General features: G+C 63.8%; 31 protein-coding genes. 26 read left to right on the forward strand and 5 right to left on the reverse strand.

Annotated elements, in window-relative coordinates; all coding sequences use genetic code 11:
* Positions 1 to 12: 12 nt before the first annotated feature.
* The 8 genes from rirA (at position 13) to C7449_RS06865 (ending at position 7520) form a co-directional block, all read left to right on the forward strand.
* Positions 13 to 471, forward strand: coding sequence for an iron-responsive transcriptional regulator RirA (gene rirA, locus C7449_RS06830; protein WP_108002011.1), 459 nt, complete (start codon positions 13 to 15; stop codon positions 469 to 471).
* Between the two features lie 300 nt (positions 472 to 771).
* Positions 772 to 2367, forward strand: a complete 1596-nt coding sequence (locus C7449_RS06835; protein WP_108002012.1) for an ABC transporter substrate-binding protein — start codon at positions 772 to 774, stop codon at positions 2365 to 2367.
* Positions 2368 to 2463: 96 nt separating this feature from the next.
* A complete protein-coding gene (locus C7449_RS06840; protein ID WP_108002013.1) occupies positions 2464 to 3468 on the forward strand; it encodes an ABC transporter permease subunit in 1005 nt (334 codons plus the stop codon).
* An 11-nt stretch (positions 3469 to 3479) separates the two neighbouring features.
* Positions 3480 to 4400 (forward strand): ABC transporter permease subunit, encoded by a 921-nt coding sequence (locus C7449_RS06845; RefSeq protein WP_108002014.1) that lies wholly within the window; start codon positions 3480 to 3482, stop codon positions 4398 to 4400.
* A gap of 5 nt (positions 4401 to 4405) precedes the next feature.
* Positions 4406 to 5419 (forward strand): ABC transporter ATP-binding protein, encoded by a 1014-nt coding sequence (locus C7449_RS06850; RefSeq protein WP_108002092.1) that lies wholly within the window; start codon positions 4406 to 4408, stop codon positions 5417 to 5419.
* Positions 5419 to 6369 carry a peptide ABC transporter ATP-binding protein gene (locus tag C7449_RS06855; protein WP_108002015.1) on the forward strand — a complete coding sequence of 317 codons (951 nt, stop codon included), beginning with the start codon at positions 5419 to 5421 and terminating at the stop codon, positions 6367 to 6369. Before C7449_RS06850 ends, C7449_RS06855 begins: the two co-directional genes overlap by 1 nt.
* Positions 6370 to 6372: 3 nt before the next feature.
* The gene (locus C7449_RS06860; protein ID WP_108002016.1) at positions 6373 to 6939 is read left to right on the forward strand and encodes a gluconokinase; all 567 of its coding nucleotides are present in this window, start codon (positions 6373 to 6375) and stop codon (positions 6937 to 6939) included.
* Positions 6940 to 7172: 233 nt separating this feature from the next.
* Positions 7173 to 7520 carry a RidA family protein gene (locus tag C7449_RS06865; RefSeq protein WP_108002017.1) on the forward strand — a complete coding sequence of 116 codons (348 nt, stop codon included), beginning with the start codon at positions 7173 to 7175 and terminating at the stop codon, positions 7518 to 7520.
* 58 nt (positions 7521 to 7578) lie between these two features.
* Here the strand turns inward: C7449_RS06865 and C7449_RS06870 are convergent, their stop codons facing one another.
* On the reverse strand, positions 7579 to 8382 hold the full coding sequence (locus tag C7449_RS06870) for a response regulator (protein ID WP_108002018.1): 804 nt from the start codon (positions 8380 to 8382) through the stop codon (positions 7579 to 7581).
* 148 nt (positions 8383 to 8530) lie between these two features.
* Between C7449_RS06870 and C7449_RS06875 the strand changes: the two genes are divergently transcribed.
* Complete coding sequence (locus tag C7449_RS06875; RefSeq protein ID WP_108002019.1) at positions 8531 to 8719, forward strand: NepR family anti-sigma factor; 189 nt, start codon at positions 8531 to 8533, stop codon at positions 8717 to 8719.
* A 61-nt stretch (positions 8720 to 8780) separates the two neighbouring features.
* Here C7449_RS06875 and C7449_RS06880 read toward each other — a convergent pair whose 3' ends face one another.
* Together C7449_RS06880 and C7449_RS06885 are read right to left on the reverse strand one after the other, a co-directional pair.
* Complete coding sequence (locus tag C7449_RS06880; RefSeq protein WP_108002020.1) at positions 8781 to 9041, reverse strand: glycine zipper domain-containing protein; 261 nt, start codon at positions 9039 to 9041, stop codon at positions 8781 to 8783.
* A 20-nt stretch (positions 9042 to 9061) separates the two neighbouring features.
* Positions 9062 to 9217, reverse strand: a complete 156-nt coding sequence (locus tag C7449_RS06885) for a DUF3309 family protein (protein WP_108002021.1) — start codon at positions 9215 to 9217, stop codon at positions 9062 to 9064.
* Between the two features lie 175 nt (positions 9218 to 9392).
* Between C7449_RS06885 and C7449_RS06890 the strand changes: the two genes are divergently transcribed.
* Complete coding sequence (locus tag C7449_RS06890) at positions 9393 to 9590, forward strand: CsbD family protein (protein ID WP_108002093.1); 198 nt, start codon at positions 9393 to 9395, stop codon at positions 9588 to 9590.
* Positions 9591 to 9746: 156 nt separating this feature from the next.
* Positions 9747 to 9911: a DUF1328 domain-containing protein gene (locus C7449_RS06895; RefSeq protein ID WP_108002022.1), complete on the forward strand. Its 165-nt coding sequence runs from the start codon at positions 9747 to 9749 to the stop codon at positions 9909 to 9911.
* A 47-nt stretch (positions 9912 to 9958) separates the two neighbouring features.
* On the opposite strand, the gene phnF is transcribed toward C7449_RS06895, so the two are convergent.
* Positions 9959 to 10690, reverse strand: a complete 732-nt coding sequence (phnF, locus tag C7449_RS06900) for a phosphonate metabolism transcriptional regulator PhnF (RefSeq protein WP_108002023.1) — start codon at positions 10688 to 10690, stop codon at positions 9959 to 9961.
* A gap of 95 nt (positions 10691 to 10785) precedes the next feature.
* On the opposite strand from phnF, the gene phnG reads away from it, so the two are divergent.
* The 15 genes from phnG (at position 10786) to C7449_RS06975 (ending at position 23695) form a co-directional block, all read left to right on the forward strand.
* Positions 10786 to 11259 carry a phosphonate C-P lyase system protein PhnG gene (gene phnG, locus C7449_RS06905; RefSeq protein WP_108002024.1) on the forward strand — a complete coding sequence of 158 codons (474 nt, stop codon included), beginning with the start codon at positions 10786 to 10788 and terminating at the stop codon, positions 11257 to 11259.
* A complete protein-coding gene (gene phnH / locus C7449_RS06910) occupies positions 11256 to 11864 on the forward strand; it encodes a phosphonate C-P lyase system protein PhnH (protein ID WP_108002025.1) in 609 nt (202 codons plus the stop codon). The genes phnG and phnH overlap by 4 nt, the downstream gene beginning before the upstream one ends.
* Before the next feature lie 3 nt (positions 11865 to 11867).
* Entirely contained in the window at positions 11868 to 12980 is a 1113-nt protein-coding gene (locus tag C7449_RS06915) for a carbon-phosphorus lyase complex subunit PhnI (RefSeq protein WP_108002026.1), read from the forward strand.
* Positions 12977 to 13870 carry an alpha-D-ribose 1-methylphosphonate 5-phosphate C-P-lyase PhnJ gene (locus C7449_RS06920; RefSeq protein ID WP_108002027.1) on the forward strand — a complete coding sequence of 298 codons (894 nt, stop codon included), beginning with the start codon at positions 12977 to 12979 and terminating at the stop codon, positions 13868 to 13870. The genes C7449_RS06915 and C7449_RS06920 overlap by 4 nt, the downstream gene beginning before the upstream one ends.
* Entirely contained in the window at positions 13867 to 14643 is a 777-nt protein-coding gene (gene phnK, locus C7449_RS06925; RefSeq protein ID WP_108002028.1) for a phosphonate C-P lyase system protein PhnK, read from the forward strand. The genes C7449_RS06920 and phnK overlap by 4 nt, the downstream gene beginning before the upstream one ends.
* A gap of 52 nt (positions 14644 to 14695) precedes the next feature.
* Positions 14696 to 15400 (forward strand): phosphonate C-P lyase system protein PhnL, encoded by a 705-nt coding sequence (gene phnL / locus C7449_RS06930; RefSeq protein ID WP_108002029.1) that lies wholly within the window; start codon positions 14696 to 14698, stop codon positions 15398 to 15400.
* Complete coding sequence (locus C7449_RS06935; protein WP_108002030.1) at positions 15397 to 16011, forward strand: DapH/DapD/GlmU-related protein; 615 nt, start codon at positions 15397 to 15399, stop codon at positions 16009 to 16011. The genes phnL and C7449_RS06935 overlap by 4 nt, the downstream gene beginning before the upstream one ends.
* A 129-nt stretch (positions 16012 to 16140) precedes the next feature.
* Positions 16141 to 16998: a phosphonate ABC transporter ATP-binding protein gene (phnC, locus tag C7449_RS06940; protein ID WP_108002031.1), complete on the forward strand. Its 858-nt coding sequence runs from the start codon at positions 16141 to 16143 to the stop codon at positions 16996 to 16998.
* Between the two features lie 79 nt (positions 16999 to 17077).
* Positions 17078 to 17983, forward strand: coding sequence for a phosphonate ABC transporter substrate-binding protein (gene phnD / locus C7449_RS06945; RefSeq protein ID WP_108002032.1), 906 nt, complete (start codon positions 17078 to 17080; stop codon positions 17981 to 17983).
* Positions 17984 to 18078: 95 nt separating this feature from the next.
* On the forward strand, positions 18079 to 19041 hold the full coding sequence (gene phnE, locus C7449_RS06950; RefSeq protein WP_108002033.1) for a phosphonate ABC transporter, permease protein PhnE: 963 nt from the start codon (positions 18079 to 18081) through the stop codon (positions 19039 to 19041).
* A 10-nt stretch (positions 19042 to 19051) separates the two neighbouring features.
* Complete coding sequence (gene phnE / locus C7449_RS06955) at positions 19052 to 20560, forward strand: phosphonate ABC transporter, permease protein PhnE (protein ID WP_108002034.1); 1509 nt, start codon at positions 19052 to 19054, stop codon at positions 20558 to 20560.
* A gap of 105 nt (positions 20561 to 20665) precedes the next feature.
* Positions 20666 to 21373, forward strand: a complete 708-nt coding sequence (locus C7449_RS06960) for a DUF1045 domain-containing protein (RefSeq protein WP_108002094.1) — start codon at positions 20666 to 20668, stop codon at positions 21371 to 21373.
* Between the two features lies 1 nt (position 21374).
* The gene (locus C7449_RS06965; RefSeq protein ID WP_108002035.1) at positions 21375 to 22514 is read left to right on the forward strand and encodes an alpha-D-ribose 1-methylphosphonate 5-triphosphate diphosphatase; all 1140 of its coding nucleotides are present in this window, start codon (positions 21375 to 21377) and stop codon (positions 22512 to 22514) included.
* Positions 22511 to 23155, forward strand: coding sequence for a phosphonate metabolism protein/1,5-bisphosphokinase (PRPP-forming) PhnN (gene phnN, locus C7449_RS06970; RefSeq protein ID WP_108002036.1), 645 nt, complete (start codon positions 22511 to 22513; stop codon positions 23153 to 23155). Before C7449_RS06965 ends, phnN begins: the two co-directional genes overlap by 4 nt.
* 33 nt (positions 23156 to 23188) lie before the next feature.
* Complete coding sequence (locus C7449_RS06975) at positions 23189 to 23695, forward strand: TIGR00645 family protein (protein ID WP_108002037.1); 507 nt, start codon at positions 23189 to 23191, stop codon at positions 23693 to 23695.
* 219 nt (positions 23696 to 23914) lie between these two features.
* Here C7449_RS06975 and C7449_RS21910 read toward each other — a convergent pair.
* On the reverse strand, positions 23915 to 24355 hold a 441-nt coding region (locus tag C7449_RS21910; protein ID WP_210204701.1), incomplete at its 5' end, for a hypothetical protein.

Genomic DNA, 24355 nt, shown 5'->3' on the forward strand with positions numbered 1-24355 from the left:
TCGGAGCCGGAAATGCGCCTGACGAAACAGACGAACTATGCCGTTAGGCTGTTGATGTACTGTGCCGCAAATGGCGACCGGCTGAGCCGGGTTCCCGAGATCGCCAAGGCCTATGGGGTTTCGGAACTGTTTCTGTTCAAGATTCTGCAGCCGCTGACGCGCGCCGGTCTGGTCGAGACGGTGCGGGGGCGCAACGGCGGGGTTCGCCTGCCGAAGCCGGCGGCCGAAATCAGCCTGTTCGACGTCGTGCGGGTGACGGAGGATTCCTTTGCCATGGCGGAGTGCTTCGAGGCGGGAGAGATCGAGTGTCCGCTGGTCGATAGTTGCGGCCTGAACACGGCGCTTCGCAAGGCACTCAACGCCTTCTTCGAAGTGCTGCAGCAGTATACGATCGACGACCTGGTCAAGGCGCGTCCGCAGATAAGTTTCCTTCTCGGGCTGGAGGATGTCCAGCGCCAGCCGGCGGCCTGACCCGACGATCCGCTGCACGGGACCGGACCATGTGGCCGGGGCGACTTGCCCAAGGCCTTTTCGGGGGCGGTGCTTTCCACAAAAACTTGCGTCGCTCCAGCCGGGGCCGAGGCCGGAAAAACAGCGGGGAAACAGGCTTTTGAGCATGTTTTTCTCTGCTGTTTTACATACGGATAAAATTATTCGCGGAGTTATTGCATTCCCGCGGCAAATATCGTTCCATCCGCGCAAGGCCGGGGCCCTGAATGCACCCGCGCCCCCGACTGCGAGAGAACAAGAAACAAACCTGGGAAGCACGCTATGAAAAAGCTGACTACTCTCCTTGCGGCGACCGCGCTCGCCTCCGTGATGGGTTCGGCCGCCTGGTCGAAGACGCTCGTTTATTGCTCGGAAGGCTCGCCGGAAGGCTTCGACCCCGGCATGTACACCGCCGGCACCACTTTCGACGCCTCCTCGCGCACCGTCTACAGCCGCCTGGTCGAGTTCAAGCACGGCGGTACCGAAATCGAGCCCGGTCTGGCCGAGAGCTGGGAAGTCTCCGACGACGGCACGGTTTACACCTTCAAGCTGCGCCCCGGTGTCAAGTTCCAGACCACCGACTTCTTCACTCCGACCCGCGACCTGAACGCCGACGACGTGATCTTCTCGTTCGAGCGGCAGTACAAGGAAGACAACAAGTGGAACAAGTATGTCGCAGGCGCGTCCTGGGAATACTTCGCCGGCATGGGCCTGCCGGAACTGATCAAGTCGATCGAGAAGGTTGACGATCTCACCGTCAAGTTCACGCTGAACCGCCCGGAGGCACCGTTCCTTGCCAACCTCGGCATGGACTTCGCGTCGATCCTGTCGAAGGAATACGCCGACAAGCTCGAAGCCGACGGCAAGATGGAGCTGATGAACCAGCAGCCGGTGGGCACGGGTCCCTTCACCTTCGTCGCCTACCAGCCGGACGCTGCGATCCGCTACAAGGCCAACCCGGACTACTACGCCGGCAAGGAGAAGATCGACGACCTCGTGTTCGCGATCACCACCGACGCTGCGGTTCGCGCGCAGAAGCTGAAGGCCGGCGAATGCCACATCATGCCTTATCCGAACGCCGCTGACGTGGAAGGCCTGAAGGCCGATCCGAACCTGACGGTGATGGAGCAGGAAGGCCTGAACGTCGCCTACCTCGCCTACAACACCCTGGTCGCTCCGTTCGACAAGGTGGAAGTGCGCAAGGCGCTCAACATGGCAGTCAACAAGCAGGCCATCGTCGATGCCGTCTTCCAGGGTGCCGCGACGGTCGCCAAGAACCCGATCCCGCCGACCATGTGGTCGTACAACGACGCTGTCGAGGACGACAAGTACGATCCCGAAGCCGCCAAGAAGATGCTTTCCGATGCCGGCGTCTCCGACCTGAAGATGAAGATCTGGGCCATGCCGGTCTCGCGTCCCTACATGCTCAACGCGCGCCGCGCCGCCGAGCTGATGCAGGCCGACCTGGCGAAGGTCGGTGTGCAGGCCGAGATCGTCTCGTTCGAATGGGCCGAATACCTGAAGCGCTCCTCCGACAAGGATCGCGACGGCGCGGTCATCCTCGGCTGGACCGGCGACAACGGCGATCCCGACAACTTCATGCACACGCTGCTCGGCTGTGACGCTGTCGGCGGCAACAACCGCGCGCAGTGGTGCAACAAGGAGTTCGACGACCTGATGACGAAGGCCAAGGTTACGGCCGACGTCGCAGAGCGCACGAAGTACTACGAGGAAGCCCAGGTGATCTTCAAGCGGGAAGCGCCCTGGAACACCCTCGACCACTCCCTCGTCGTGATGCCGATGAGCAAGAAGGTCTCGGGCTTCATGATGGATCCGCTCGGCATTCACCGCTTTGACGGTGTCGACATCGCCGAGTAAACTGACAATCTGAACAGCACGCCACCAAAGAGCGTGCGTGGCCGGCGGCTCGAAGACATTCGGGCCGCCGGTTTTTCCAACAGGGATTTGGCTCCCATGCTACGTTTCATACTCGGACGGCTGGCCGTCCTGATACCGACTTTTGTCGGGGTATCGATCATCGCCTTCTCCTTCATCCGGCTTCTTCCCGGCGATCCGGTCATGTTGATGTCCGGCGAGCGCGTGATGTCGCCCGAACGCCATGCCGAGCTGATGCACCAGCTCGGCCTCGACCGACCGCTCTACATCCAGTATTTCGATTATTTGGGTGGGTTGGTGACCGGCGATTTCGGCAGCTCGATCGTCACCAAGCGACCGGTACTGGTCGACTTCATGCAGCTTTTCCCGGCCACGCTCGAGCTGTCGCTCTGTGCGATCATCCTTGCGATCTGTCTTGGCATTCCGGCCGGTGTTCTGGCCGCGGTCAAGCGCGGCTCCTGGCTCGACCAGACCGTTATGGGCGCCGCGCTCGTCGGCTACTCCATGCCGATCTTCTGGTGGGGGCTGCTGCTTATCATCTTCTTCTCCGGCTATCTCGGCTGGACGCCCGTCTCGGGCCGCATCTCGCTGATGTACTTCTTCCCGCCCGTCACCGGCTTCATGCTGATCGACAGTCTGTTGTCGGGGCAAGCGGGCGCCTTCAAGTCGGCGTTGACCTACCTGATCCTGCCGACGATCGTGCTTGCGACGATTCCGCTCGCCGTCATCGCCCGGCAGACCCGCTCGGCCATGCTCGAAGTCTTGGGCGAGGACTATGTCCGGACCGCCCGCTCCAAGGGCCTGTCGCCGTTCCGCATCGTCGGCATACACGCCCTTCGCAACGCCATGATACCGGTGATCACCACCATCGGCCTGCAGGTCGGCGTGCTGCTCGCCGGCGCGATCCTGACCGAGACGATCTTCTCCTGGCCCGGCATCGGGAAATGGATGGTCGATTCCGTGTTCAAGCGTGACTATGCCGTGGTGCAGGGCGGACTGATGCTCATCGCCGGTATCATCATGCTGGTCAATCTTGTCGTCGACCTCACCTACGGGCTCGTCAACCCGCGAATCCGGCACTAGGAGGTGGCAAAATGACTGCAATCGAAAGCAAGCCTGCCGAAGCCGTCGTGAAGGCCAAGGCTACGACCCACCCGTCGGCCCTGTCGGAATTCTGGTTCTATTTCTCCCGCAACAAGGGCGCGGTGATCGGCCTTGTGATCTTCCTCGTCATTCTTGTCGTGGCAGTTTTCGCACCGTTCGTTGCGCCGCATAGTCCCAGCCAGCAGAACCGCGAACTGCTGCTGTTGCCGCCGGCCTTTCAGCAAGGCGGTAACTGGAGTTTCGTTCTCGGCACGGATGCCGTCGGTCGCGACATCCTCTCGCGGCTGATCTACGGGGCGCGTTTCTCGCTCTTCATCGGCCTTGTCGTCGTGACGCTGTCGGTGATATCCGGCGTGCTGATAGGCCTCGTCGCCGGCTATTTCCGCGGCAAGGTCGACACCGTCATCATGCGCGTCATGGACATCATCCTGGCATTCCCGTCGCTGCTGCTCGCACTTGTGCTGGTGGCCGTGCTGGGGCCGGGCCTGCTGAATGCCATGATCGCGATCTCGCTCGTCAACCAGCCGCATTTCGTGCGCCTGACACGCGCCTCGGTGATGACCGAGCGCACCAAGGAATATGTGATCGGTTCGCAGGTCGCCGGCGCAGGCACGCTGCGGCTGATGTTCAAGACGATCCTGCCGAACTGCCTGGCGCCGCTGATCGTTCAGGCGACGCTGGCCTTTTCGGCGGCAATCCTCGACGCAGCAGCTCTCGGCTTCCTTGGCATGGGCGCTCAGCCGCCGACGCCGGAGTGGGGTACGATGCTGGCAGAAGCACGCGAGTTCATCCAGCGCGCCTGGTGGGTCGTGACCTTCCCCGGCCTTGCCATCCTCATCACCGTGCTTGCCATCAACCTGATGGGTGACGGCCTGCGCGATGCCCTCGACCCCAAGCTGAAGAGGTCGTGATCTCCATGTCCCTTCTCGAAATCAAAAATCTGACCGTCGAGTTTGAAACCTCCTCCGGTCTGTTCCGTGCCGTGGACGGCGTGTCCCTGTCCTGCGACAAGGGCGAAATCCTGTCGATCGTCGGCGAATCCGGGTCGGGCAAGTCCGTCTCCATGCTGGCGGTCATGGGCCTTCTGCCATGGACGGCGAAGATTACCGCCGACCGCATGGCGTTCGACGGCAAGGACCTGCTGAAAATGTCGCCGCGCCAACGCCGCAAGATTATCGGCAAGGACATTGCCATGATCTTCCAGGAGCCGATGTCGAGCCTCAATCCCTGCTTCACGGTCGGCTACCAGCTCGGCGAGACGCTGCGCTTCCACATGGGGCTTGGTCGCGCCGCCCGGCGCCAGCGCTCGATCGAGCTCCTGCGCCTCGTCGGCATCCCGGCGCCGGAAGACCGGCTGTCGAACTACCCCCACCAGATGTCCGGCGGCATGAGCCAGCGCGTCATGATCGCCATGGCGCTCGCCTGCAATCCGAAGCTGCTGATCGCCGACGAGCCGACCACGGCGCTCGACGTGACGATCCAGGCGCAGATCCTTGATCTGCTGGTTCGCTTGCAGAAGGAACATGGCATGGCGCTGGTGCTGATCACCCACGACATGGGCGTCGTCGCCGAAACCGCTGAGCGCGTCCAGGTGCAGTATGCCGGCCAGAAAGTAGAGGAGCAGCCGGTCAAGGAACTGTTCCGCGATCCGCACCATCCCTACACGGCAGCCCTTCTGTCCTCGCTGCCGGAGCGGGCCACCGTCGGCGGGCGCCTGCCGTCGATCCCGGGCGTCGTGCCCGGCCAGCACGACCGGCCGACGGGCTGTCTCTTCTCGCCGCGCTGTACCTTTGCCACCGACCTCTGCCGTCGGAGCGTGACGCTGCAGCCGCCCTCGCTCGGCAGTGCGCTGTGCAACTACCCGCTCGTGGGCGGCGTCCCGCAGAACCACCCCGGCAAGACTGCCGCACTGGCCGAGGAGCGCGCCTGATGAGTGAACCCGTCCTGCAGGGAAAGGACCTTTCCCGCTTCTATTCCGTCAAGCGCGGGATGTTCAAACCGGAGGCGATCGTTCGGGCGCTGAACGGCGTCACCTTCGAGCTCCATTCGGGCAAGACGCTTGCCGTCGTCGGTGAATCCGGTTGCGGCAAGTCCACGCTCGCCCGCCTGGTCACCATGATCGAGGATCCGAGCGCGGGTTCGCTCCTGATCGACGGCAAGCCGGCTCATGTCGGCGACAAGTCGCTGCGCAGTCTCGTGCAGATCGTCTTCCAGAACCCCTACGGCTCCCTCAATCCGCGCCAGAAGGTCGGAACCATCCTCGAGGAGCCGCTCGTCATCAACACCAGGGACGATGCGGCGACGCGCCGCCGCAAGGTCGAGGAGATGATGACGAAGGTGGGGCTGCGGCCGGAACATTACGATCGCTACCCGCACATGTTCTCCGGCGGCCAGCGCCAGCGCATCGCGATCGCCCGCGCGCTGATGCTGCGGCCGAAGGTCCTGGTGCTCGACGAGCCGGTCTCCGCGCTGGACCTGTCGATCCAGGCGCAGGTTCTGAACCTGTTGATGGACCTGCAGAAGGAGATGGGGCTTGCCTATCTCTTCATCTCGCACGGTCTATCGGTCGTACGCCACATCGCCGACGAGGTGATGGTGATGTATCTCGGCCGCCCGGTGGAGATGGGCACGGCGGAAAGCGTGTTCGCCCACCCGAAGCATCCCTATACGGCAGCCCTTCTCTCGGCCACGCCGATGGCCGATCCGGAAGGCAAGCGCGAGCGCATCCAGTTGCAGGGCGAACTGCCTTCGCCGCTGAAGCCACCGGCAGGTTGCCCGTTCAACCCGCGTTGCTGGCGGGCGACCGAGGAGTGCCGCCAGGCCATGCCGCCGCTCGAGGGGGACGAAGCCCAGCAGTTCGCCTGCTATCATCCGCTTTGAGCGATGGACGTGCCAGCGCAAGCAGGGACTAATGCTGACGCCGCACCGCGGCGCATCGTCGTCATGGGCGTCAGCGGCTCCGGCAAGACTTCCGTGGCCGAGGCGCTGGCACGCCGGCTCGGGCTTGCCTTCCTCGAAGGCGACCGGCTCCACCCCAGGGAAAACATCGACAAGATGTCGAAAGGGATCCCGCTGAGCGATACGGATCGCTGGCCTTGGTTGGACCGGATCGGCGAGCATCTGCACGCCGCGACGGCGGAGGGGCAGGGCATCGTCGTTTCCTGTTCGGCCCTGAAGCGCGCCTATCGCGACCGGCTTAGGTCGGCCGCGGGCGGCCGGCTCACCTTCCTGTTTCTCGACGGCAGCCGCGACCTGCTGCTTGCGCGCATGCAGGCGCGCTCGGGCCATTTCATGCCCGCGAGCCTCCTCGACAGCCAGTTCGCCGCGCTCGAGGATCCCACCGGCGAGCCTGACGTCGTCGCCGTCGGCATCGATGCCACGCTGGGATCGATCGTCGAAGACAGCCTCGTGCGGCTGGCCGCTCTCTGGAAGACGCAACCCGCCTCCTGAAGCAGATCGCACGACCGATGCGCGCCGTTCCGCACCGCCATTTCGGCAGGCAGCCCTTGCCGGCGCGACGCAACTCTTTGGCGGGGCAATAGCCGACCGCACAATCGCGCTGGCAAAGCGCCCGTCGCAATCGTATAGACCTTCTGCCGCTGCAGATGCCCGCCGGCGGGTGGCTGTACCGTCCGCTGGGCGGGGCCTCAGGGCTTGATCAGTTAAACGACAGGAACGAACCGATGACCATTACTCGCTTTGAAACCGGTGCGCGCATGAGCCAGGCCGTCATTCACAACGGCACGGTCTATCTGGCCGGCCAGGTCGGCGAGGCCGGCGCCGACGTCACCACGCAGACCCAGCAGATCTTGGCCCAGATCGATCGCCTGCTGGCGCTTGCAGGTTCCGACAAGACCCGCATCCTTTCAGCCCAGATCTGGCTCGCCGACATGGCGGACTTCCAGAAGATGAACGCCGTCTGGGACGCCTGGGTCGCTCCCGGCCACGCTCCGGCGCGCGCCACCGGCGAATCGAAGCTGGCCACCCCGGCCCATCTCGTCGAGATCATCATTACGGCCGCAGTGGCCTGAGCTTCAACCGTCAGACGAGGGCGGGCCAGGCGGCCCGCCCTCTCAAAGTGTTGGAGGATCAGGCGCTCTTTGCCAGGCGCGCATGCTCGTTGAAGAACAGCGCCTGGCTGATCAGTGCCTTCACCATTTCAGGATTGAACGGCTTGGTGACAAGGAAGGCCGGCTCCGGCCGCTCGCCTGTCAGCAGTCGCTCCGGAAAGGCAGTGATGAAGATCACCGGAATGTTGCTGCTCTTCAGGATGTCGTTGACCGCGTCGATGCCCGAGCTGCCGTCGGCGAGCTGGATGTCTGCCAGCACCATGCCGGGCGGCGAGCGGTGGAAGAGATCGACTGCCTCCGCGTGGGTCCGTGCGATACCGGTTACCCGGTGACCGAGCCCGGTTACCATGTCCTCGATGTCCATCGCGATCAGTGGCTCGTCCTCGATGATGAGGATATCGGTGGCAACCTGCTGGGAGATCTCGTGGGAAGCCTGGTCCAGCAGAACGTTCACCTGATCCTCGGAGATGTCGAGGATATCGGCACATTCGGCGACGGCGAAGCCTTCCACCGATACCAGCAGAAACGCCTTGCGGGCCGGCGGCGCAACGTTGGCCAGATTGATCGCCGCTTGCCGTTCCCAGGCGAAGGGGGACTGGACGGGCTGCGGAACGGGCACGTCGAGTTTGTCGAAGAGCGCACAATAGAGCCGGAAAACACTGATTCGGTCGTTCGATCGGTCCGGGAAAAGCGAGACATCGGCGATCAGAGCCTCCAGCATGGCCGCCACGTATGCATCGCCGGAGGTCTGGGATCCCGTTACCGCACGCGAAAACCGCCGCAGCAAGGGCAGGTGAGGAGCAATACGGGTGGATAGCGACATGAACTTCTCCCTGATAAGTTTCGAAACCGAACCGTTTCCTGTAGATTCATAGAGCGAAATCGGTCCCGGTGCGAAGTCTAACCGGTCTGGTTAGGCTGATTTTGGGGCAAAACAAAGATAGTGTCTGCATGGCAAGGGATGCATTGCGATGAGCAAGCCCGTCGTTGGCGGCCATAAGCCGGATGGCTCGCGGGGCACTCTCGACCCGGGGAGCGTGGTCGGTCGCAAACTCAAGTCTTTCTACGAAGCGATCGAGACCGAGCCGGTGCCCGAACAGCTGCTCGACCTGCTCGAGAAACTCGACGAAGCCGAACGACAGGCGAGCCGGCAACGCTAGCTTGCTGCGAATGCAAGAAAAGCGGGCCTCCGGCCCGCTTTTCCCTTCGGTGACCATGCTATCAGCGGCAGGGAGCTTCATAGCGACGCCCGTACCGGTCGCGATAGATGCAGCGTCCCGGCTCACTCGCATTACCGATCAGCGCGCCGAGCGCACCGCCCGCCACTGCGCCGACCGCGGCACCGCCAACCTTGTTGGTGACCGCGCCGCCGATGATTGCACCCGAGGCCGCGCCGATCGCTGTTCCTTTTTCAGTCTGGGTGCAGGACGTGGCCGCAATTGCCGAAAGCGTAAGCGCTGCCGCTACAAACAACGTCTTCATTCGATTTTCCCTTTCAATAGTCAGATACGTCCCATCAGGATCAAAATAATCAGAATTACGACTATCAGTCCAAGGCCTCCCGACGGCCCGTATCCCCAGTTGCTACTGTAGCCCCAGTTCGGCAGGGCGCCGATCAGGAGGAGGATCAGGATAATAAGGAGAATTGTGCCCAGCATCAGTGTCTCCGTGCGACCAGTTTAAACGTCAACAGCACCGCAACGCGTAAGAAGGACATTTGTTCCCCCGAAGGCTGCAATAGGGGCGCACTCCCGTCGCGGGCTGTTAGCGGCGGAACGATCCGGTCGCGCCGGCGTTGTTTGGATGCATTCATTCATGCTGAAAGGAGACAACATGAACTGGGATATCATCGAGGGCAAATGGAACGAATACAAGGGCAAGGCCCGGGCCCAGTGGGGCAAGCTGACCGACGATGACCTGGATGTCATCAATGGCCGCCGCGTCGAACTCGCCGGCAAGATCCAGCAGCGTTACGGCGTTGCGAAGGACGAGGCCGAACGCCAGATCGACGAATGGCAGCGCCGCCACTAGGTAGCTATGACCGAAAGCGCCGTCGCAGCGGATGCGACGGCGCTTTCGTATGATGAGCCGGTGGTTCTCGTTATCGGTTATTGGCGCCAACATCTGGCGCGGAACTTTCCCCCACCGTCTCCGTTTTGATGTCGATGGAAAAAGAGGAGGTTAGGTATGCTGTACTACGCGCTTGTGTTCCTGGTAATCGCGATCATCGCCGGTGTTTTAGGTTTCAGCGGCATTGCCGGTGCGTCCGCAGGCATCGCCCAGATTCTATTCTTCGTCTTTCTGGTGCTGCTTGTCGTATCGCTGCTGTTTGGTTGGTCCAGACGGGTCTGACGCGGTCGCCAATACCGCTTGAAGTGGCGGCGCATAGCGCTGCCTCTTCAAGACTGGACGAAGAATTTCACCCGGTCGGCTGCAAAGCGAGACCGGGAATATTGTATTGGCCGACCCTCGACATCGGCATTGACTGCCGTCGTCACGAGCAGGATCGCGCCCGGTGATAGTTTCAGCAAGCGGAGGTCGTCGCCTTCCGCATGGGCCGCCGAGATTTCGGTCGACCGGCGCACATAGTCCGCGATACCCAGTTCGGCGAGCGCCTTGGTGATCGAGCCGGTCCGGGCGTAGTTGTCGCCGACCCCCGCAAATCGCTCTGCAGGGAAGTGGCTGGTGGCAACCGAGATCGGCTTGCCGTCGGCAATCGACACCGTGTCGAGGCGGACGCAGTCGGTACCGATTGCCAGAGCAAGCGCCTTCGCCACCGGCGGGGAGGCGGGCTCGATGGCTTGGGCCAGCAGCCGTCCCTCCAGTTCCTTTGCCTGGCCGCCGAGACCCTGCGAAAATCGCGTCCGGCGCGAGATCGGAAATGTCAGTCGGTCGCGGCGCTCGATCAGCGTGCCGATGCCTTGCACGGCGCGCACCATCCCCTCGTCGGCGAGCGAGGCCAGCGCGCTGCGAACCGTGTGGCGATTGACGCCGAATTCCTGCGCCAGCGCGGCCTCCGAGGGCATCATGCCGGTGCCGTCATACTCGCCGTCATTGATGGCGAGCCGCATCCGGTCGGCAATCTGCCGCCAGAGCGCCACCCCCGATCGTCGCTCGATTGATTTTGCCATCCGTCACAGGCCTGTCATCTTGGCTCTCTATGAGTGGAGCATATGATGTATAGTTGTCTAGATCAATAGACAACCTGATGATCGGAGATGGAGCAATGGCAGCAGTGCGAAACCAGCCGTCGCCCGACCAGGAGGCGGCTGCACGCAAGCGGGCGATGGGCCTCCTGGCCAAGGCGACGCGCGTTGAACTGGCGGGGGCCTGGGAGGCGCTGGCAACCAGGCCCGCGGTAACGCCGGTGCGAGGCCCCGAGACCGGACTGGTCATGGTCCGCGGCCGTATCGGCGGCGGCGGTGCCCCGTTCAACCTCGGGGAGGTTACCGCCACGCGCGCCAGTGTGCGTCTCGACTGTGGCGTCGTCGGGCATGGCCAGGCGCTTGGGACCGATGGCGAAAAGGCGCGCCTGGCCGCGGTATTCGACGCGTTGCTGCAGACGAGCGAGCATGCGGCAGCGGTAGAGCGGCTGCTGGACGAAGTGGCCGCCCGCCTCAAGGCCGACGATGCCAGGAAGGCGCGCGAAACGGCCGCCACCCGCGTCGATTTCTTCACCATGGTGCGGGGAGACGACTGATGACCGATACCCAGATCTTTTCCGGCGCCTTCGCCGAGCCGGTTTTCGATGCGCAGGCAGTGTTCCGTACGGTGATGGACTGCATGGCCCGACCCGGCACGATCGGCACGATTTCAGCCGTCGCGAAGCCGCCGCAGCCGCTTGGGGCAGCGGCCGGCGCCGTCGCCCTGACGCTGTGCGATCACGACACGCCCGTCTGGCTGACGCCGCAACTCGCCAAGTCGAAGCTGCCGGGATGGCTGGCGTTCCACACCGGCGCCACCGTCACGGCCGAGAAGCAGGTGGCCCGCTTCGCCTTCGTCGAGAAGGGGGGCGTGGTGCCGGGCTTCGACATGTTCTCGCAAGGCACGCAGGAGTATCCGGACCGCTCGACGACGCTGGTGATCGAGGTCGACGGCTTCGATGGTGGCGAGCCGCTGGCGCTGACCGGTCCGGGGATCCGCGATGAGGCGCGGATTGCGCCGGCCGGCCTGCCGGAAGCCTTCGTGTCGCTTGCGCAAGCCAATCGCGCGCTCTTTCCCCGCGGCATCGACCTGATCCTCGTATCCGGCGACGAGGTCGTCTGCCTGCCGCGAACAACAGTCATTCGAAACGGAGAGGCCTGAGCCATGTACGTTGCCGTCAAGGGTGGCGAGGCCGCCATTTCCAACGCCCATCGCCTGCTTGCCGACCGCCGTCGCGGCGACCGCACGCTGCCGGCAATCGGCATCGAGCAGATCGTCGCCCAGCTCGGGCTCGCGGTCGATCGGGTGATGGCTGAGGCTTCGCTTTATGATCGTGCGCTCGCGGCGCTGGCCATCCGGCAGGCGCGCGGCGACATGATCGAGGCGATCTTCATCCTGCGCGCCTATCGCACAACGCTGCCTCGCTTCGGCTATTCGGTGCCGGTCGAGACCGCAGAAATGCAGGTCGAGCGCCGTGTCTCGGCGACCTACAAGGATCTGCCGGGCGGCCAGTTGCTGGGGCCGACCTTCGACTATACGCATCGCCTGCTCGATCCGTCGCTGCTGCGCGACGAGGCGGTCGAAGAAGGGCTGCAGCGCGACGGGGAAATCGAGCCCGTCATGCGCGTGGCCGACATTCTTTCCAGCGAGGGGCTGGTCGAGGACGACGGCCAGCTGCCGGAAGGACACGTCCCCGGCGACCTGACGCGCGAACCCTTGGAATTCCCGATGGAGCGGGACCTTCGCCTGCAGGCACTCGCCCGCGGCGACGAGGGCTTTCTGCTGGCGCTCGGCTATTCGACCCAGCGTGGGTATGCCCGCACCCATCCCTTCGTCGGCGAAGTGCGCATCGGCGAGGTAGAGGTGGAACTGGACATGCCGGAACTTGGCTTTGCCGTTTCGCTCGGCCGCATCCAGGTGACGGAATGCCAGATGATCGCCCAGTTCAAGGGCTCGGCAAAGAATCCGCCGCAGTTCACGCGCGGCTACGGGCTCGTGTTCGGCCAGAGCGAGCGCAAGGCCATGGCCATGTCGCTCGTCGATCGGGCGTTGCGCGCGGAAGAATTCGGTGAGGACATTGTTGCGCCGGCGCAGGACGAGGAGTTCGTCATCTCGCACGCCGACAACGTGCAGGCGACCGGCTTCGTCGAGCACCTGAAGCTACCGCACTACGTCGACTTCCAGGCCGAGCTCGACCTCGTGCGCCGCATGCGGCGCGAATACGAAGAGCGCAACCGCGAAGAGCCGGGCGAAGACACGCTGGAGGCAGCACAATGAACGCCGTATCGACCGAACTTGCCACCTACAACTTTGCGTATCTCGACGAGCAGACGAAGCGGATGATCCGCCGCGCGATCCTGAAGGCGATCGCCATCCCCGGCTATCAGGTGCCGTTCGCCTCACGCGAGATGCCGATGCCCTATGGCTGGGGCACCGGCGGCGTGCAGGTGACGGCGGCGATCCTCGGCCCGGATGACGTGCTGAAGGTCATCGACCAGGGCGCAGACGACACGACCAACGCCGTCTCCATTCGTGCCTTCTTCAAGAAGGTCGCCAATATGGCGGTGACGACGAAGACGGGGGAGGCGACGATCATCCAGACGCGTCACCGCATCCCGGAAGAAAAGCTGACGGCCGGGCAGACGCTCGTCTACCAGGTGCCGATCCCCGAGCCGCTGCGCTTCCTCGAACCCCGCGAAACCGAGACGCGCAAGATGCATGCACTCGAAGAATACGGGCTGATGCACGTCAAGCTCTACGAGGACATCGCCAGGAACGGCCATATCGCCACGACCTACGCCTATCCGGTGAAGGTGGAGGGGCGCTACGTGATGGACCCGTCGCCGACGCCGAAGTTCGACAATCCGAAGATGCACATGTCGGAAGCGCTCCAGCTCTTCGGTGCCGGGCGCGAGAAACGCATCTATGCCGTGCCGCCGTATACCGAGGTGGTCAGCCTCGATTTCGAGGATCATCCCTTCGAAATCCAGACCTTTGACAAGCCGTGTGCGCTCTGCGGTGCGGAGAACGTCTATCTCGACGAGGTCGTGCTCGACGACAAGGGCGGGCGGATGTTCGTCTGCTCCGACACCGACCACTGCGAAGACCGTCGCGACCATGGCCATTGCGGCACGATGCTCGCCTACGACAAGGAAACTGCACGATGACCGATGCACCGCTCCTGAAGGTCCGGGACGTCTCGAAGTTCTATGGCGCCCGCATCGGCTGCCGCAACGTCTCCTTCGAACTCTGGCCGGGGGAGGTCCTGGCGATCGTCGGCGAATCCGGCTCGGGCAAGACGACGCTGCTCAACTGCCTTGCCACCCGCCTGATGCCCACGTCCGGGACGATCGAATACCGCATGCGGGACGGCCAGATGCGTGACCTTGCCCACATGGGCGAGGCCGAGCGGCGCTTCCTGATGCGTACCGACTGGGGCTTCGTCCACCAGAATCCGGCCGATGGACTTCGCATGGCGGTATCGGCCGGCGCCAATGTCGGCGAGCGGCTGATGGCGGTCGGCCAACGCCACTACGGCAACATCCGCGCGACTGCCGGCGACTGGCTGCGGCGGGTCGAGATCGAGGTCGACCGCATCGACGACCAGCCAAGGGCCTTTTCCGGCGGCATGCGCCAGCGCCTGCAGATTGCCCGCAACCTCGTTACCTCGCCCCGCCTCGTCTTCATGGACGAGCCGACCGGCGGTCTCGACGTCTCGGTGCAGGCGCGGCTGCTCGACCTGGTGCGCAACCTGGTCCACGACCTCGGCCTGTCGGCGATCATTGTCACCCACGACCTCGCTGTCGCGCGGCTTCTGTCGCACCGGATGATGGTGATGAAGGACGGTCAGGTGATCGAGCAGGGGCTGACGGATCGCGTCCTCGACGATCCGCGCGAGGCCTACACCCAGCTCCTCGTCTCTTCCATCCTGCAGGTTTGACCGCTGCGCCGCCTCCGCTGCGCGCCCGGTCCCAGTACAAAGGACAATCATCATGGCGACCCCACTCGTCGTATCCGAAGTCGCAAAGAGCTTCACCATGCATCTTCGAGACGGCGTCTGCCTGCCAGTCGTCTCGGACGTCAGTTTCTCCGTCAAGGCCGGTGAATGTGTCGTCCTTGGCGGTCCGTCCGGCATCGGCAAGAGTTCGCTGCTGAAGATGGTCTACGGCAACTACGGCGTCGACGGCGGCCAGATCCTCGTCGAGCACGAAGGCAGGACGATCGATCTTGCCAGCGCCGACCCGCGCACTGTGCTCGCCGTCCGCCGCGTCACGCTCGGCTATGTCAGCCAGTTCCTGCGGGTCGTGCCGCGCGTCGCTGCGATCGACGTCGTGGCCGAGCCGCTGGTGGCCGGCGGCGAGCTTCCGGCCAGCGCTCGGGAAAGGGCGGAAGCGATGCTCGCCCGGCTCAACCTGCCGCGCGAACTCTGGCAACTCCCGCCTGCCACGTTCTCCGGCGGCGAGCAGCAGCGCGTCAACATCGCGCGTGGCTTCATCACCGATCACCGCATCCTGCTCCTGGACGAACCGACCGCCTCCCTGGACATCAAGAACCGCGAGGTCGTCGTCGACATGATCGAGGAGAAGAAGCGGGCAGGGGTGGCCCTGCTCGGCATTTTCCACGACGAAGACGTGCGCACCAAGGTGGCCGATCGCATCGTCGACGTCTCCGCGTTTTCGCCCAGGAGGGCCGCATGACCAAGCTTTCCGAAACGCCGCACATCGACCCGACCGCGCGGGTGACCAGTTGCACGCTTGGCCGCTACACCGAAATCGCCGAGCGCTGCCGCATCAGCGAGACCGAGCTTGGCGACTATTCCTACATCATGGAGGACGGCTCGGTGTGGTGCGCCACGATCGGCAAGTTCGCCAATATCGCGTCGTCGGTCCGCATCAACGCCACCAACCATCCGACGTGGCGGGCGACCCAGCATCACTTCACCTACCGCGCCGAGGACTATTGGCCGGATGCCGAGCCGGAGGAGGACTTCTTCGCCTGGCGGCGGGCACATCGGGTGACGATCGGTCATGACGTCTGGATCGGCCATGGCGCCACGATCCTGCCCGGCGTGACCGTCGGAAACGGTGCCGTCATCGGCTCCGGCGCCGTCGTCACCAAGGACGTTGCACCCTACACCATCGTCGGCGGCGTGCCGGCGAAACTGATCCGCGAACGGTTCGGCAGGCAGATTGCCGAACGCTTCGACCGGCTTGCCTGGTGGGACTGGGACCATGCCCGGCTGCGCTCGGCACTCGACGATTTCCGCGCACTCGACGCGGAAGGCTTCCTGGCCCGCCACGAGGCGTAAGCCCGAGCGAAGTCCGCAAATCCGGTGCCGTGGACTGTGATCAAACCGACATGAAACTGACACTGGGGCTTCATCAAGCGCCTTTAAAGCCCCAGCAACATCAATGTTGAAGCCTCGAAAGGGGATGCCATGTTTCGCCTGATCAACGTTACCCACCGATTCGGCGGACACGCGGCGGTAAACGCCGTGAGCATCGACATCCCGCAAGGGCAGATGGTCGGGATCATCGGCCGTTCGGGCGCCGGCAAGTCGACGCTGCTGCGCATGATCAACCGGCTTGTCGATCCGAGCGAGGGCTCGATCCGCTTCGGCGATATCGAGGTTTCATCGCTGCGCGGCGCGGCGCTGCGCAACTGGCAGCGCGACTGCGCGATGATCTTCCAGCAGTTCAACCTGGTTCCGCGGCTTGACGTGCTGACCAATGTCCTGCTCGGCCGGCTGAACCATCGATCCACCGCCTTGAGCCTGCTCAACATGTTCTCGCGCGAGGAACGGATCATGGCGATTGCCGCGCTTGAGCGTCTCGGCATCGAGCAGACGGCGCTGCAGATGGCGGGTACGCTTTCGGGCGGCCAGCAGCAGCGCGTGGCGATCGCCCGCGCCCTGATGCAGCAGCCGAAGATGATCCTCGCCGACGAGCCGATCGCCTCGCTCGACCCGCTCAACGCCAAGGTGGTGATGGACGCGCTGCGCGACATCAACGAGCGCGAGGGCATCACGGTCGTCACCAACCTGCACACGCTCGACACCGCCAGGAACTACTGCGAACGCATCATCGGCATGTCCGCCGGCCGGGTCGTCTTCGACGGGCCGCCGCGTGAACTCGACGCGGCCGCGGTGCGGGCAATCTACGGCGCGGGCGCCGATGGCTCCGAGATCGATGAGACCGTCACCTCGACGAGCATCCGGGGCGCCGTTTCCGCGCAGTTGCAGGACAACAACAGGGAATCCGTCAGCGCAGCGCCGCTGGTGCTGGCAGGCGTCTGACCGGCCGGATCGATCGGCCCGCGTCAAGGGCCCCATACACTCAAGCGCCGGCGCCGCCGGACAAACAGGAGAGAAGTTCATGCTGAAGAAAGCTCTTTTCGGCGCCGTCGCGCTTCTGGCGCTCGTGGGCCATGCCCAGGCCGAAGACCCCAAGGAATTCCGCGTCGGCATCATCGGTGGCGAGAACGAAGCCGACCGCCTGCGCAATTTCCAGTGCCTTGGCGACAAGCTGAAGACTGAACTCGGCGTCGAGAAGGTCTCCTTCTTCCCGGCCGCCGACTATGACGGCGTCATCCAGGGCCTGCTCGGAGGCACCCTCGATTATGCCGAACTCGGCGCTTCCGGCTTTGCCAAGATCTACCTGGCCGACCCCAAGGCCGTGGAGCCGATCCTGACGACCGTCCAGACCGACGGCTCCACCGGCTACTATTCGATCATGGTTGCCCGCAAGGACAGCGGCATCACCAAGCTGGAGGACCTGAAGGGCAAGAAGCTCGGCTTCGCCGACCCGGACTCCACCTCCGGCTACCTCGTTCCGCTCGTCACCCTGCCGGAATCGATCGGCGCTCCGGTGAAGGAATACTTCGGCGAGACCGGCTTTGGCGGCGGCCATGAGAACCTCGTTCTCGAAGTCATGAAGGGCACGTTCGATGCCGGCACGACCTTCGGCTCGGGCGTCGGCGAATGGAAGGACGGCTACACCTCCGGCAACCTGCACAAGATGGTGGAAAAGGGCATCCTCGACATGAACGATGTCGTCGAGATCTGGAAGTCGCCGCTGATCCCGAACGGCCCGGTTGTCATCCGCTCCTCGATGGACGATGCGATGAAGGCGAAGTTCAAGCAGTTCATGCTTGACCTGCCGAAGACCGATGCAGCCTGCTTCTCGGCCATCCAGGGCGGCGACTTCACCTCCTTCATCGAGGTCAACGCCGACTTCTACAAGCCGATCATCGACGCTCGCAAGGCGACGATCGGCGGCTGATCGCCACTCTTCCGGTGCCGGTCGCTTGCCGGCCGGCACCACTTCTTTGATGCCTCGTGCCTCGAACAGAGGTTCCATCGACGCGGGATAGCGCCATGGCCTTCAATTCCTTTCCGAAAGAGTTCAGCGAAAGCGGAGCCCTGATCGAGCGCCACTGGCAGGAACTGGCCGCCAGGCGCTGGCTCCATTCCTGGCTCGGCTTCGGCCTGCTCTTCCTTGCTCTGGGCGGCTCGCTCTGGTTTGCCAACGAGACGAACGCCGGCAAGTTCTTCGACCGCCTGCCCCACCTGTTCGATTTTGTCGGCGACATGGTCCCGCGCGACGGGTTCGAGGTCTTCCGCGCCCTTTTCGACCTCGCCTCTCCCTATGACGATGGCAGCTTCAAGTACAATTATCCCGAAGGGCGGTTCTACGTCACCGAGAGCCTCTACATTCCGGAATACTTCTACAAGATGCTGGAGACGCTCAACATCGCGATCTTCTCCACCATCGTCGGGGCGCTGCTCGGCTTCGTCCTCTGCTTTCTGGCTGCCCGCAACCTGATGCCGAACTGGCTGGTGCGCGGCTTTGCCCGACGCGTGATGGAAGTCCTTCGCGCCTTTCCGGAAGTCGTGCTCGCCGGCTTCTTCCTGGCGATCCTGTCGCTCGGTCCGCTGCCGGCGGTGATTGCCGTGTCGATCCATACGGTTGGAGCGCTGGGCAAGCTTTTCTTCGAAGTAGTCGAGAACGCCGACATGAAGGCGGAGGAAGGCCTGCGTGCGGCCGGCGCCAATTGGACGGAGCGTGTCTGGTTCGGCATCGTCCCGCAGGTCATGCCCAATTTCATCAGCTATTTCCTGCTGCGGCTCGAAATCAACGTGCGTGCCTCTACCATCATCGGCGCGGTCGGCGGCGGCGGCATCGGCGAGTTGCTGCGGCTGTCGATCGGCCAGAACCATGCCGCCAAGACGCTTGCGATCGTGCTCCTGCTCTTCTGCACCATCATCGCGGTCGACCAGCTATCTGCCTGGGCACGGCGCCGGCTCGTCGGCGACCAGGCCTTCCGGCTCGCACAGTGAGAACGTGACGATGAGCAAACTCCACCTCTCCGAAATGGCCGCGGTCGAAGCAAGGCACCCCGAGATTTTCACCCGTCCGTTCTGGTCCCGCTTCCGTATGCCGCTGATCGTCCTCGGCGCCATCCTCTACGGGCTCTATTGCTGGTGGTTCTTCGCGATCGGTGCCGTTTTTCAAAACGCCAACTGGTCGCTTGCCGGCACCTATCTCGCCGACTGGGTGTCCTACGAGGTCCGCCCCGAGATCCGCATGGCCGACGATGGGACGATGCAGATCCGCTACCCGCGCTTTTCGCCCCTCGGCGACAATCCCAATCCCGACTGGGTGATTGCGATGCGCGAGACGGTCACGCACAGGATCGAGGCTCCCGCCGCAACAGCGGCCCAGCCTGCGGTCAAAAAATCCGCAACCAGCTTCATGACGGCCGGCGCACCGCTTGGCGGTTCGACGGCTGCCCCGACGGGTGAAGCGAAGGCCGAAGTCCGCACCGAGGAGGTCGTTACCCGCGCCGAGATCGTCATGAGCGGTTCGGCTCGGATCGAGGTCGTGCCCGGCGAAGTTCTGGTGCGATACGGCGACGAGAGCCTGCGCGTCTTTGTGGACGGCAAGACCGTCCTGCCGGATGGCGATGCCCTGCCGGGCTGGGCAACGCAGAAACGCCCCGGCGAGAAGATCGTCCTCTCCTTCGGCATGGCCGGCTGGGCCGAGATCGAGGCAGACGAGGTCTCGATTCGCAAGCGCTTCCTCGGCTGGGCCAATTTCGTGTTCGATACGCAGTCGCCGTTCTTCGGCAAGTCGGCCTCCGAGGTGATGTCGCTCATCGCATCGGGAGAGCGCATCGACCCGTCGCGCTCGAATCTTTCGCTTGCCTGGAACAACGTCCTCTACAATTCCGAGTGGCAGCATCTCGACGTCTGGACGAAGCTCCTGCAGACGATCGTGATGGCTTTCGTCGGAACGGTGCTGGCCACGCTGGTTGCCTTTCCGCTCGCCTTCATGGCGGCGCGCAACATCACCAGCAACTGGCTCTCCAACCAGCTGACCAAGCGCTTCTTCGACTTCCTGCGATCGGTCGACATGCTGATCTGGGCGCTGTTCTTCACCCGTGCCTTCGGCCCCGGCCCGCTCGCCGGCATGTCGGCGATCTTCTTCACCGACACCGGCACTCTCGGGAAGCTCTATTCGGAGGCGCTGGAAAACATCGACGACAAGCAGCGCGAGGGCGTCAAGTCGGTCGGCGCGCCCGGCGTGGCCGTGCAGCGCTTCGGCGTGCTGCCGCAGGTGCTGCCGGTCTTCGCCTCGCAGGCGCTCTACTTCTGGGAGTCGAACACGCGGTCGGCCACGATCATCGGCGCGGTCGGGGCCGGCGGGATCGGCCTGAAGCTCTGGGAAGCGATGCGCACGAATTCGGATTGGGAGAACGTCGCCTACATGGTGCTCCTGATCCTGATCGTCGTCTTTGTCTTCGACGCCATCTCGAATGCGCTGCGCGCCCGGTTGATCGGGCGAATGCGCACCTGATGGGATGGAGTCTATGGCAAGGGGCGGGCATGATGCTGCCACACGAATCCCGTTACGCTTGCGTGGGTCGCCGGTCGGCGACCCCGAATTGAACAGGACTTGAATTTGCGATACGCCCTCTACTTCACGCCTCCCGCCACCGACGGCCTGACGCTTGCCGCGGCACGCTGGCTCGGCCGCAACGCATTCAACGGCGCCGCTCTCGGCCAGCCGGATGTTGCCGGTTTTTCACCTGAAGCGCTGGCGGCCCTGACCGCCGACCCCCGTCGCTACGGCTTCCACGCAACCCTGAAGGCGCCTTTCGAATTGGCCGAAGGCTGTTCGGAGGCCGAGCTGCTGGCGGAACTCGCGCAGTTTGCGGCGGAGTTCGACAGCTTCGATATCCCCGAAGTGGTGATCGGCCGCCTCGGCTCCTTCTTCGCGCTGGTGCCCGGCGCCGAATGCGAACCGCTCCAGCTCTTTGCCGCCGAGGTCGTGCGTCGCTTCGAACGCTTCCGCGCGCCGCTTTCCTCCGCCGACATCGCCCGGCGCAGGCCGGAGGAGCTTTCCAGCGATGAGCGCCAGAACCTGGTACAGTGGGGCTATCCCTATGTCTTCGATACCTTCCGCTTCCACATGACGCTTACCGGGCGGGTGCCGGCCGACGACGTATCGCGCATGGAGCAGGCGTTGCTGCGACACTTTGCGGATTTTCACGGCCGCCCGCTCTCCGTCGCCGGGCTCGCGCTATTCCGCGAACCCTCCCGGGGCGCCGATTTCATCGTCCATTCGCTCTTCCCGCTCGGTGGAGCTGCAAGCCGAAAGATTGCCTGACATGCCAACCGAACTGACGCTCACCAATGCCGCAATCGTGCTCGAGGACCAGATCGTCCATGGCGCGGTGCTGATCCGTGATGGCCTGATCGCCGACATTTCCGACTCTCCGACTGCGACCGGCGAGGACATGGGCGGCGACTATCTGCTCCCGGGCCTTGTCGAACTGCACACGGACCATCTGGAATCGCATTATTCGCCCCGCCCTGGGGTGCGCTGGAACACCACGGCGGCGATCCAGGCGCACGATGCCCAGGTCGTCACCTCCGGCATCACCACCGTCTTCGATTGCCTGCGGATGGGTTCCGACGAAGACGGGGGATTCGAGAAGGGTGAAATGCGGGCGATGGCCGATGCGCTCGCCGAGGCGGAAAGCGACGACCGCCTGCGCGCCGCGCATTTCATCCACCTGCGCTGTGAGGTGTCGTCGGAGAACGTGCTGGAGCATTTCGAGGAGTTCGAGAACGACCCCAAGGTCCGTCTCGTTTCGCTGATGGACCATGCACCGGGCCAGCGCCAGTTCCAGACGATGGAACAGTATACGCTCTACTACAAGACGAAGCGCGGCCTGAGCGACGAGGCCTTTGCCGCGTTCTGCAAGCGTCGGCAAGATCTGTCCGCCCGCTACGCCAAGCCGCATCGCGACGCGCTGGCCGCCCATTGCGCGGCGCGCGCCATCACCATCGCAAGCCACGACGATGCGACGCTCGAGCATGTCGAAGAGTCACTCGGCTACGGCACCAGGCTCGCCGAGTTCCCGACCAGCCTGGACGCGGCCAAGGCCTCCCACGGCGCCGGCATGAGCGTGCTGATGGGCGCTCCCAACATCGTCCGCGGCAAGTCGCATTCGGGCAACATTGCCGCGCGCGACCTCGCCGCGATCGGCGTGCTTGACGTTCTTTCCTCCGATTACGTTCCCTTCAGCCTCATGCACGCGCCCTTCATCCTTGCGGAGGAGAACGAAGCGATCAGCCTGCCGGCAGCGATGGCGATGGTGTCGGCGACGCCTGCAAGGACGGTCGGCCTCGACGACCGCGGCCGCATCGCCACGGGCCTTCGCGCCGACCTGGTGCGCGTGCGTCGCCCCGCCGGCGTGCCGGTTGTGCGCTCGGTGTGGCGCCAGGGCAGGCGGGTGGCATGAGCGGATCGTTCGAGGCGCCGGCGTCTTTGACGCAGGCCACCGGGGGGAGGGGAGGCGGCATGGCGATCGTCGTCGTCGGTCCGAGCGGGGCGGGCAAGGACAGCGTCATGGCGTATGCCGCCCGTCATTTTACGGGCACCGACAGGGTCGTCTTTGCGACCCGCGTCATCACCCGGCCCGCCGATGCCGGTGGAGAGGATCATCGCAGCGTCGACGCCGAGACCTTCATGCGCATGAAGCGCGACGGCGCCTTCTGTGTCTCCTGGGAGGCGCATGGATTGTCCTATGGAGTACCGGCAGAGATGCTCCAGGCGATAGAGGCGGGGGGCGTCGTTATCGTCAACGGCAGCCGTCAGGCGCTGCCCGCCTTCGCGGCCGCCTTTCCGCGGGTGAAGGTCGTCAGCATCACGGCGGATGCCGACGTGCTGGCCGAGCGGCTGGCACGGCGCGGCCGCGAAAGTGCCGCGGCGATCGCCGCCCGTCTCGAGCGTCGTCCAGGCGAGGCGGATTGCGGTCTGGACATCGAGACGATCGACAACAGCGGACCGCTGGAGATCGCCGGAAACGCGTTCGTCGCGCTGCTCAACACAGCGCTTGGTGCAGGCGGGACGTCACTTGTCGGACAGAAGCCCGTTGGCTAAGCATGGCGAATCGCAGAGCCTGACGGAGCGCCCATGAAGTCGATCGAAATCCTCGTCGAACGCATCATTCTATCCAGCCGCTGGATCCTCGTCGCCTTCTACCTGGGGCTGGTGGCCGCTCTTGCGGTCTATGCCGTCTCGTTCCTCTACAAGTTCATCAAGGTGACGAAGAACGTCTTCGTCTTCGACGACGCCGAGATGATCCTCGCCATGCTCGGCCTGATCGACGCGGCGCTGGTGGCGAGCCTGATCCTGATGGTGATGATCGCCGGCTACGAGAATTTCGTCAGCCGCTTCGACGAGGCCGAGGCCGACGTCTCCTTCCTCGGCAAGCTCGATGCCGGCAGCCTGAAGATCAAGGTGGCGTCGTCGATCGTGGCGATCTCCTCGATCCACCTGCTTCAGGTTTTCCTGAATGCCCAGCAGTACACCACCACCCAGCTGATGTGGCTGACGTTCATGCACCTGGCCTTCGTGATCTCGGCCGTGCTGCTCGGCTATCTCGAAAGGATCATGGCGCAGTTGAAGATCAAGGCCTGAGGCAGGGGCCTGATCAAAATCATCGTTGTGAGCCAAAGGGCGCCGCGGAAATTCCGCCGGCGCCTTTTTCATGCGGCGGCGCCGCTCTCGGATCAAAGGTCTTGGTCCGCGAAATCCGGCCGCATTTTTGAGCTCGCCGGCCGGCAATGATTTTCCCACGACAGAAACGTTGGAAATCCAAGCTTTGGTCGCCGGCCGGCGAGAATTTTCGCAAAACCGTCATTTTGGCTGTTGACTTGGTTGGGGGTTGGGCCTAGAAACCGCCTCACCAACGAGGGCGGCGGCGCTGCTAGCGACTGACGAACTCGCTCTGAAGTTTCCGAATGGATGCGGATCGAGGAACGGCTGGTTTCGACCGGCGGACGCGACTGTGGCCTTCGGCTTTGGATTGAGACGAACTGGGTTCGTCTGTTCTTTGACAATTGAAGATTGGAAGAAAGAGAAACGTGGGCGGCGGAGTGTCGCGGACGGTCCGAAAGGGTCGTCCTGGAAGAGACTTTGGCGGTCACGTTTATCAAGAGACAACACTTCGTTTTGGCTTCGCAAGAAGCCGGCCATGGCTGTTGCGCTGTGAAGCGTGCGGGCTGGTTTTAAAACGAGTGTGAGTTCTCGTCGATTCAGTAACGTGACGACAAGCCAATATCGAATTCTCAACATGAG

Source organism: Mycoplana dimorpha (assembly GCF_003046475.1).
GTDB lineage: Bacteria > Pseudomonadota > Alphaproteobacteria > Rhizobiales > Rhizobiaceae > Mycoplana > Mycoplana dimorpha.

Excerpts from the sequence above, each read along its gene's own strand:
- rirA (WP_108002011.1), top strand. The coding sequence starts at position 13 with ATGCGCCTGACGAAACAGACGAACTATGCCGTTAGGCTGTTGATGTAC.
- C7449_RS06835 (WP_108002012.1), top strand. The coding sequence starts at position 772 with ATGAAAAAGCTGACTACTCTCCTTGCGGCGACCGCGCTCGCCTCCGTG.
- C7449_RS06840 (WP_108002013.1), top strand. The coding sequence starts at position 2,464 with ATGCTACGTTTCATACTCGGACGGCTGGCCGTCCTGATACCGACTTTT.
- C7449_RS06845 (WP_108002014.1), top strand. The coding sequence starts at position 3,480 with ATGACTGCAATCGAAAGCAAGCCTGCCGAAGCCGTCGTGAAGGCCAAG.
- C7449_RS06850 (WP_108002092.1), top strand. The coding sequence starts at position 4,406 with ATGTCCCTTCTCGAAATCAAAAATCTGACCGTCGAGTTTGAAACCTCC.
- C7449_RS06855 (WP_108002015.1), top strand. The coding sequence starts at position 5,419 with ATGAGTGAACCCGTCCTGCAGGGAAAGGACCTTTCCCGCTTCTATTCC.
- C7449_RS06860 (WP_108002016.1), top strand. The coding sequence starts at position 6,373 with ATGGACGTGCCAGCGCAAGCAGGGACTAATGCTGACGCCGCACCGCGG.
- C7449_RS06865 (WP_108002017.1), top strand. The coding sequence starts at position 7,173 with ATGACCATTACTCGCTTTGAAACCGGTGCGCGCATGAGCCAGGCCGTC.
- C7449_RS06870 (WP_108002018.1), bottom strand. The coding sequence starts at position 8,382 with ATGTCGCTATCCACCCGTATTGCTCCTCACCTGCCCTTGCTGCGGCGG.
- C7449_RS06875 (WP_108002019.1), top strand. The coding sequence starts at position 8,531 with ATGAGCAAGCCCGTCGTTGGCGGCCATAAGCCGGATGGCTCGCGGGGC.
- C7449_RS06880 (WP_108002020.1), bottom strand. The coding sequence starts at position 9,041 with ATGAAGACGTTGTTTGTAGCGGCAGCGCTTACGCTTTCGGCAATTGCG.
- C7449_RS06885 (WP_108002021.1), bottom strand. The coding sequence starts at position 9,217 with ATGCTGGGCACAATTCTCCTTATTATCCTGATCCTCCTCCTGATCGGC.
- C7449_RS06890 (WP_108002093.1), top strand. The coding sequence starts at position 9,393 with ATGAACTGGGATATCATCGAGGGCAAATGGAACGAATACAAGGGCAAG.
- C7449_RS06895 (WP_108002022.1), top strand. The coding sequence starts at position 9,747 with ATGCTGTACTACGCGCTTGTGTTCCTGGTAATCGCGATCATCGCCGGT.
- phnF (WP_108002023.1), bottom strand. The coding sequence starts at position 10,690 with ATGGCAAAATCAATCGAGCGACGATCGGGGGTGGCGCTCTGGCGGCAG.
- phnG (WP_108002024.1), top strand. The coding sequence starts at position 10,786 with ATGGCAGCAGTGCGAAACCAGCCGTCGCCCGACCAGGAGGCGGCTGCA.
- C7449_RS06915 (WP_108002026.1), top strand. The coding sequence starts at position 11,868 with ATGTACGTTGCCGTCAAGGGTGGCGAGGCCGCCATTTCCAACGCCCAT.
- C7449_RS06920 (WP_108002027.1), top strand. The coding sequence starts at position 12,977 with ATGAACGCCGTATCGACCGAACTTGCCACCTACAACTTTGCGTATCTC.
- phnK (WP_108002028.1), top strand. The coding sequence starts at position 13,867 with ATGACCGATGCACCGCTCCTGAAGGTCCGGGACGTCTCGAAGTTCTAT.
- phnL (WP_108002029.1), top strand. The coding sequence starts at position 14,696 with ATGGCGACCCCACTCGTCGTATCCGAAGTCGCAAAGAGCTTCACCATG.
- C7449_RS06935 (WP_108002030.1), top strand. The coding sequence starts at position 15,397 with ATGACCAAGCTTTCCGAAACGCCGCACATCGACCCGACCGCGCGGGTG.
- phnC (WP_108002031.1), top strand. The coding sequence starts at position 16,141 with ATGTTTCGCCTGATCAACGTTACCCACCGATTCGGCGGACACGCGGCG.
- phnD (WP_108002032.1), top strand. The coding sequence starts at position 17,078 with ATGCTGAAGAAAGCTCTTTTCGGCGCCGTCGCGCTTCTGGCGCTCGTG.
- phnE (WP_108002033.1), top strand. The coding sequence starts at position 18,079 with ATGGCCTTCAATTCCTTTCCGAAAGAGTTCAGCGAAAGCGGAGCCCTG.
- phnE (WP_108002034.1), top strand. The coding sequence starts at position 19,052 with ATGAGCAAACTCCACCTCTCCGAAATGGCCGCGGTCGAAGCAAGGCAC.
- C7449_RS06965 (WP_108002035.1), top strand. The coding sequence starts at position 21,375 with ATGCCAACCGAACTGACGCTCACCAATGCCGCAATCGTGCTCGAGGAC.
- phnN (WP_108002036.1), top strand. The coding sequence starts at position 22,511 with ATGAGCGGATCGTTCGAGGCGCCGGCGTCTTTGACGCAGGCCACCGGG.
- C7449_RS06975 (WP_108002037.1), top strand. The coding sequence starts at position 23,189 with ATGAAGTCGATCGAAATCCTCGTCGAACGCATCATTCTATCCAGCCGC.